General features: G+C 73.1%; 7 protein-coding genes. 2 read left to right on the top strand and 5 right to left on the bottom strand.

What is annotated here, in order from left to right:
• The 3 genes from ABD323_RS38255 to ABD323_RS38245 all read right to left on the bottom strand — a co-directional run.
• Positions 1 to 237 (bottom strand): hypothetical protein (locus ABD323_RS38255; protein ID WP_344446717.1); only part of this gene is annotated, 237 nt, incomplete at its 3' end.
• Between the two features lie 130 nt (positions 238 to 367).
• Positions 368 to 1,324 carry a tRNA (adenine-N1)-methyltransferase gene (locus ABD323_RS38250; protein WP_344446716.1) on the bottom strand — a complete coding sequence of 319 codons (957 nt, stop codon included), beginning with the start codon at positions 1,322 to 1,324 and terminating at the stop codon, positions 368 to 370.
• 76 nt (positions 1,325 to 1,400) lie between these two features.
• Positions 1,401 to 2,615 (bottom strand): site-2 protease family protein, encoded by a 1,215-nt coding sequence (locus tag ABD323_RS38245; RefSeq protein WP_344446715.1) that lies wholly within the window; start codon positions 2,613 to 2,615, stop codon positions 1,401 to 1,403.
• A gap of 223 nt (positions 2,616 to 2,838) precedes the next feature.
• Between ABD323_RS38245 and ABD323_RS38240 the strand changes: the two genes are divergently transcribed.
• Positions 2,839 to 3,756, top strand: a complete 918-nt coding sequence (locus tag ABD323_RS38240) for a RecB family exonuclease (RefSeq protein WP_344446714.1) — start codon at positions 2,839 to 2,841, stop codon at positions 3,754 to 3,756.
• A complete protein-coding gene (locus ABD323_RS38235; protein ID WP_344446713.1) occupies positions 3,757 to 4,428 on the top strand; it encodes a response regulator in 672 nt (223 codons plus the stop codon).
• A gap of 120 nt (positions 4,429 to 4,548) precedes the next feature.
• On the opposite strand, the gene ABD323_RS38230 is transcribed toward ABD323_RS38235, so the two are convergent.
• Together ABD323_RS38230 and ABD323_RS38225 are read right to left on the bottom strand one after the other, a co-directional pair.
• The gene (locus ABD323_RS38230) at positions 4,549 to 6,177 is read right to left on the bottom strand and encodes an ABC transporter substrate-binding protein (RefSeq protein ID WP_344446712.1); all 1,629 of its coding nucleotides are present in this window, start codon (positions 6,175 to 6,177) and stop codon (positions 4,549 to 4,551) included.
• A gap of 268 nt (positions 6,178 to 6,445) precedes the next feature.
• On the bottom strand, positions 6,446 to 7,153 hold the full coding sequence (locus ABD323_RS38225; protein WP_344446711.1) for an HAD family hydrolase: 708 nt from the start codon (positions 7,151 to 7,153) through the stop codon (positions 6,446 to 6,448).
• Positions 7,154 to 7,366 lie beyond the last annotated feature (213 nt).

The following is a 7,366-nucleotide window of genomic DNA, read 5'->3' as shown; positions in this document are numbered from 1 at the left end:
CTTCGGGGCGCGGGGGGCGACGGTGCGCACCGCGGGGGCGGCGGCCAGCGTGGCGGCGACCACGGCCGCGCAGGCCAGCGCGACCAGGCTCCAGTGTCGCGGCGTGGACCGGGCCGGCGCGCGGCCCGCCGACTGTGCTGGGGGGGCGTCAGGGTCCCCGGTGGGGTCGACCGCTGCGTCCGCTGCCTGCGCCAAGGGGGTGCCCTCCACCGGCCGGGTGTACGTGTGAGGCAGCATCGTCGCACATCAGGGGCGGGCGGCCGGCACCGGGTCGCACCCCGCCGGCGGGGACGCGAACGCCGCAGGGCGGCACCCTCGACGGGGTGCCGCCCTGCGGCGTGCGGCCTTCTTGCGACCGGCGGGACGGTCAGTCCTGCTCGATCACCGGGGTGGTCTCGCGGGCCTGGGCGCGGGCCGCGGCCCGCTCGGCCAGGCTCAGCTCGGGCGAACCGTTGTCGTAGTCCTCGCCGTAGGCGCCCTTGGCGGGGCGGCGGCGGCGCAGGGGCGGCTCGACGCCGTCGGCGAGCCGGCGGCTGGTGAGCAGGAAGCCGGTGTGGCCGATCATCCGGTGGTCGGGGCGCACCGCGAGGCCCTCGACGTGCCAGGTGCGGACCATGGTCTCCCACGACTGCGGCTCGGTGAAGGAGCCGTGCTCGCGCAGCGCCTCGACGGTGCGCGACAGCTGGGTGGTGGTGGCCACGTAGCAGCAGATCAGGCCGCCGGGGACGAGCGCCTTGGCGGCGACGTCCAGGCACTCCCAGGGGGCGAGCATGTCCAGGATGATCCGGTCGACCTCGTCCTCGACGAGGTTGTCCTGGAGGTCGCCGACGGTGAGCTTCCAGGCCGGGTGCGGGCTGCCGAAGTAGCGCTCGACGTTCTTGCGGGCGATGTCCGCGAAGTCCTGGCGGCGCTCGTAGGAGGCCAGCATGCCGGTGTCGCCGACCGCGCGCAGCAGGTAGGTGCTGAGCGCGCCGGAGCCGACGCCGGCCTCGACCACGCGGGCGCCGGCGAAGATGTCGGCCATCGCCAGGATCTGCCCCGCGTCCTTGGGGTAGATCACGGCGGCGCCGCGGGGCATGGACAGGACGTAGTCGGGGAGCAGGGGGCGCAGCGCGAGGTAGGGCACGTTCCCCGTGGTGCGCACGACGGTTCCCTCGGGGGCGCCGATCAGCTCGTCGTGCGGGAAGGCACCCTTGTGGGTGTGGAAGTTCTTCCCGGCTTCGAGCGTGAACGTGTAGTGACGGCCCTTGGGGTCGGTCAGCTGTACCTGGTCCCCGACCGTGAATGGCCCCCGCCTGCGGGTGGCACCGGTCGGTTCGGACATAAGGACAATCCTAAGGGAACGCGGGTGCCGCCCCGACCACCGCGCTGCGCGGGCTCCGGGCGCGGGCGCCCAGCGGTCAGCGGCCGGTCAGCGCGCGGGTGAGCCGGCGCTCGACGTCGGAGACGGCGAGCACGCCGTAGACCGCGCCGCGCGCGTCCAGCACCAGGTACTCGCTGGCGGGGGTGGTGCGCAGGGCGGCCAGCAGTTGCTCGCCGTCGAGGTCGGCGGTCAGCGTCAGGCCCGGTTCCAGCGAGCGGGCCAGGGCGCCGGCCGCCACCCAGGGGCGGCGCTGCTCGGGGACCTGGAGCACCGCGGCCTCCTTGACCAGCGCGATCGGCGAGCCCTGGCTGTCGGTGACCACGACGGCGCCGGCCTGCGCCTCGCGGGCGCGGCGCAGCGCCTCGGCGAGCGGGGTGTCGGCGGTCACCGCCACCGAGCGGCGGGTCAGACCGCGCACGCTCAGCTGCGGCAGGGCCTCCTTGAGCCGGGCGTTGCGCACCGCCGCGCCGGCGCCGTTCCAGATGACCACCGCCAGCACCGCGCCCAGCACCGCGTCCAGCAGCGAGTCGCCGGCCGGGCGCTGTGCGCCGCCCGACTGGGCGGCGCCGAGGGCGGGCAGCGCGAAGAGCACCACCAGGGCCAGCGCCCGCCCGGCCCAGGCGGCGGCCAGCGTGCCCGTCATCGGGCGGCCGGTCAGGCCCCACACCACGGCGCGCAGCATCCGTCCGCCGTCCAGCGGCAGGCCGGGCAGCAGGTTGAAGGCGGCGACCACGAGGTTGGCCACCGCCAGCCCGGCCAGCAGCACGCCGGGGACGGTGGCGAGCTCGACCTGCTTCATGGCCAGCCAGCACACCCCGCCCAGGACCAGCGAGAGCAGCGGCCCCACGAAGGCCAGCCAGAACTCGCGCCCGGGCGTCTGGGCCTCCTTCTCGATCTCGGAGACGCCGCCGAAGAACTGCAGCTGGATCCGGCGCACGCCCAGGCGGTACCGCAGCGCCACCACCGTGTGGGCGAGCTCGTGGACCAGCACCGAGCCGTAGAAGGCGATCGCGAAGGAGAGCGCGACCAGGTAGCGGGTGTACCCGAGCTCGGGCAGCACGTCGCCGAGCCGGCCGCCGAAGAGCCAGGTGATCAGCGCGGCGATCAGGAACCAGGACGGGGTGACGTAGACCGGCACGCCGAACGGGCGGCCCATCAGGATGCCGTTGCCAGGACGCCGCGGGTCCTTGGGCCCCCCGTCGCCGTCCTGCGGCGGCTGCTGGGAGGTCTGCTTCCCCGTGGTGTCGCTCACCGTGACCCCTTCACAGGTCGTTGTCCCCGCCGTGTCCCCGGCCCTGGCGGGCGGGAGGCTGCCCACGCTACGTGATCTCGGCCCCAGGTGGCCGGACGGCCCCTCACCGAGTCTTCTACCCACTGCGCGGGCCCCGGGTACGCCCGGGAGCGGGCCGGTCCCGCGGGCGGGCTGTGAGCGGTCTGGCAGCCGGATGACAGCCGGACCCCCTAGGGTCGGGGGTATGCAGCAGACCGAGACCGCCCGCCGGGCCGCGCCGCCCAGCGGCCTCTCCCCCTCGCGCGCCGGGGACTTCCTGACCTGCCCGCTGCTCTACCGGCTGCGGGTGATCGACAAGCTGCCGGAGCCGCCGAGCGCGGCGGCCACCCGGGGCACCCTGGTGCACGCGGTGCTGGAGCGGCTCTTCGACCACCCGGCCGGCGAGCGGACCCCCGAGCGGGCGCTGGAGCTGCTGCGCCCGCAGTGGGAGCGACTGCTGGGCGAGCGTCCGGAGCTGGCCGAGCTGTTCCCCGGCCAGGAGCCCGGCACCGAGGGGGCGGAGCTGGCGCGCTGGCTGGCGGACGCCGAGAAGCTGCTCGCGCAGTGGTTCCGGCTGGAGGACCCGACCCGCCTGGAGCCGGCCGAGCGCGAGCTGTACGTGGAGACGGTGCTGGACGCCGGCCTCAAGCTGCGCGGCTACATCGACCGGGTCGACGTGGCGCCCACCGGCGAGGTGCGGCTGGTGGACTACAAGACCGGCCGCGCGCCCTCGCGGGACTTCGAGGGCAAGGCGATGTTCCAGATGAAGTTCTACGCGCTGGTGGTCTGGCGCTGGAAGGGCGTGCTGCCCAAGCGGCTGCAGCTGGTCTACCTGGGCGGCGGCGGCGACGTGGTCAGCTACGACCCGGACGAGGCGGACCTGCGGGCGGTGGAGCGCAAGCTGCTCGCGCTGTGGGAGACGATTCTCCGGGCGGTGGCCACCGGCGACTTCCCGGCCACCCGCAACCGGCTCTGCGACTGGTGCGACCACCAGCAGAGCTGTCCGGAGTTCGGCGGCACTCCCCCGCCGTACCCGCTGCCGCTGGCCGTCCTGCCGGCGGCCCGAACCGACGAGGATCCCACGGGGGATCATCGGACGAGCACGATGAGCAAGGAGTCCTAGGTGACGATCCGTGTGCTGCTGGTCGACGACCAGCCACTGCTGCGCACCGGTTTCCGGATGATCCTGGAGGCCGAGGCCGACCTGGTGGTGGTGGGCGAGGCCGGGGACGGTCAGCAGGCGCTGGAGCAGGTCCGGGCGCTGCAGCCCGACGTGGTGCTGATGGACATCCGGATGCCCCGGATGGACGGCGTGGAGGCGACCCGGCGGATCGCCGGACCCGGGCGCGACGGCCCGGTGAAGGTGCTGGTACTGACCACCTTCGACCTCGACGAGTACGTGGTGGAGGCGCTGCGGGCCGGGGCCAGCGGCTTCCTGCTCAAGGACGTGCCGGCCGAGGAGCTGGTGCAGGCGATCCGGGTGGTGGCGGACGGCGCGGCGATGCTGGCGCCCTCGATCACCCGCCGGCTGCTGGACATGTACGCCACCCGGCTGCCCTCGGGCGACGAGACGCCCTCGCCGGCCCTGACCACGCTCACCGAGCGTGAGATGGAGGTGCTGCGGCTGGTCGCCCGGGGTCTGTCGAACGCGGAGATCGCCGCGGAGCTGTTCGTCAGCGAGACCACGGTCAAGACGCACGTGGGCCATGTGCTGACCAAGCTGGGGCTGCGCGACCGGGTGCAGGCGGCGGTCTTCGCCTACGAGAGCGGGCTGGTGCGCCCCGGCGCGCTGTGAGCGGGCCCGCCCGCGGGCGGGGGCGCGAAACGCCGTGGGGCCGACCGGAGTGATCCGGTCGGCCCCACGGCGTTTCGCCGCCGCGTGCCGCGCGCCGTCGAGGGCGCGCGGCGGGCGGGGTCAGCTGGTGCGGCCGATCTCGCCGAAGCGGAAGATCCCGGTGGAGTCCATCGTCGCCGCCACGCCCGTGATGTCGGCGCGGGAGGCGTAGAACGCCTTGTTCTGGAAGAGCGGCACCAGCGGCACCGAACCGGCCAGCGAGTTCTGGATGGCGGTGAAGGTGCTGGCGGCCACCGTCCGGTCGGCCTGGCGCAGGGTGTCGGGGACCAGCTTCTGGCTGATCTGCGGGTCGTCGAAGCCGTTGTGGAAGGCGCCGCCGTCCACCACCAGCGGGACCACGAAGTCGTCCGGGTCCGGGTAGTCGGGGGTCCAGCCGACCGTGTAGGCCTGGTAGTCGCCGTTCGCCCAGCCCTTCTTGAAGGCGTCCCAGTCGGCCTGCTGCTGGACGGTCACCTGGAAGAGCCCGCTCGCCTCGAGCTGGCGCTTGAGCTCGGCGCTCTCGGCGCCCTGGGCGTTGGCGCGCGACCAGGTCAGGGTGAACTTGACCGGGGTCTGGATCTTGGCCGCGGCCAGGATCGCCTTGGCCTTGGCCGGGTCCGGGTCGCCGTACTTGTCGAAGAAGGCGGTGTTGTGGCCGGTGATGCCCTGCGGGATGACCGAGTAGAGCGGCTGCACGGTACGCGCGTAGACGTCGCGGCTGAGCGCGGTGCGGTCCAGCAGCTGGGCGATCGCCTGGCGCACGGCGACCTGGCCGGTGGTCTGGTCCTTGGTGTTGAAGACCAGGAAGCGGGTGTCGCTGCCGGCGCCGTCGGTGACCTGGACGGTGCCCTTGCCGGCGATCTGGTCGGCCTGCAGCTGGGCCGAGACGGTCGGGTCCAGGCTGTTGTCGGTCAGGTCGACGTCGCCGCTGTCCAGCGCGCTCTTCAGGTCGGCCGGCTGGTTGAAGAAGCGCAGCACGAACTTGGAGTTCTTGAGCTTCTGCTCGCCCTTGTAGTGGCTGTTCGCCGACAGGGTGATCTTGCCGGGGACCTTGGTGCCGTCCGGGCGGGCGGTCTGGTCGATCGAGTCGATCTTGTACGGCCCGGAGCCGACCAGCTGGTCGTTGGGCAGTTCCTTGTCGGCCGGGAAGACGCTGTGGTCGACGATCGAGCCGGCGCCGCTGGCGAGCTTGTCGGGCAGCACCGCGTCGGGCTGGGTGAGGTGGAAGACCACGTCGCCGTCGCCGTTGGCCTCGACCGACTTGATGGTGTCGAAGAGCGAGGAGGGACCGTTGTCGTCCTTGATCTTCTTCATCCGGTCGATGGAGAAGACCACGTCCTGCGCGGTCAGCGGGTGACCGTTGGAGAAGGTCTGCCCCGGACGGATCGAGCAGTGGTAGGTCATCGCGTCGGCGCCGGTGAACTCGCACGACTTCGCGGCGTCCGGCTGCGGGCTGGTCGCCCCCACCGGGAAGCTCAGCAGCGACTGGAAGGTGTTGTTGAGCACCATCCAGGAGCCGAAGTCGTAGGCGCCGGCCGGGTCCAGCACGCTGGTGACGGCGGTGGTCCCCATCGTGATGGCGCTGTCCTTGCCACCGGTGCCGCTGATCGTGGACTTGACCGAACCGCAGCCGGCCACGGTGGTGGCCACCAGGGCCGCGCAGCCCAGGGTCGCGAGGCGGCCGGGGGCGCGTCGTATCGCTGAGGTCATGCGTTCCTTCTCCGTGCAGGCCGGCTGAGGGTGCGCCGGGGGGAGCAGCCACGGCCGGCCCCGGATGGGGGACGCGCCAACGGGACTACTCGGGCGTGTCGGGATAGACCGCAGCAGCCTGCCATATCGGACACGCACGACCGACCAGCGCACACCCGTACGAGGCCCGGCACGGACGCCCCGGCCGACGAGTTGTCAGCCAATGTCCGGTTTCTCCCGGTGCTCGAGAGTTGACGACCCGTCAGCAAGGCCGTTCGGGTGAGGAGAGTCACACCCGGGCGGCGACCACCGAGTGCAGCAGGTCAAGATCCAGCTCGGTCAGCGAGGTCAGCACGGTGCGCCCCGGCCCCGGCTCGACCGGAGCGACCGAGGGGACCGCGATCACCGGGCAGCCGGCCGCCAGCCCGGCCTGCACGCCCAGCGGCGCGTCCTCGATGACCACGCAGCGGCCCGGCTCGGCGCCGAAGCGGGCCACCGCTGCCAGGTACGGGTCCGGGTGCGGCTTGGTGCGGGCCACCTCGTCGCCGGCCACCGAGAAGGCGAACGGGTGCGCGCCCAGGTTCTTCAGCACCAGGTCGATGATCCGCCGGTGCGAGGCGGAGACCAGCGCCGCCGGGATCCCGTGCTCACCGAGCAGCTCCAGCAGCCGCCCGGCGCCGGGCATCAGCGGCGCGCCACCGTCCAGCAGGTCGACGAAGCGCTGGTTGATCCGCACGGTCAGCTCGGCCGGGCTCAGCTCCAGGCCGGTGACGCCCAGCAGGTAGTCGATCACCCGGGTCATCGGGCCGCCCACCACGTGCGCGCGGTGCGACTCGTCCAGCGGGTGGCCGAGCTCGGCGAAGAGCGAGGCCTCCGCCTGCCACCAGAAGTGCTCGGTGTCCACCAGCGTGCCGTCCATGTCCACCAGCACCGCCTGCAGACCCCACCGTGCCGGCTGCTCGCCGAGGACCGCGGTGGGGGTGTCGATGCTGGTCATGAGGCTCGTCCCTTCGCTGTACGCGGCCCCAGGAGGTGACGGGCCGGTGGCCCGCGGCCAGACTGCGACCGCGGGCCCCGGCCCGTACGGGGTGATCCAGGATACGCGCACCTCAGCGAACGGCACGCGATCGACGGGTTACCGCGCGTTGAAGTACTTCGCCTCGGGGTGGTGGATGACGATGGCGTCGGTGGACTGCTCGGGGTGGAGCTG

It is taken from the genome of Kitasatospora nipponensis (assembly GCF_039528135.1).
GTDB lineage: Bacteria > Actinomycetota > Actinomycetes > Streptomycetales > Streptomycetaceae > Kitasatospora > Kitasatospora nipponensis.
This window is presented reverse-complemented; position numbering and strand designations above follow the sequence as displayed.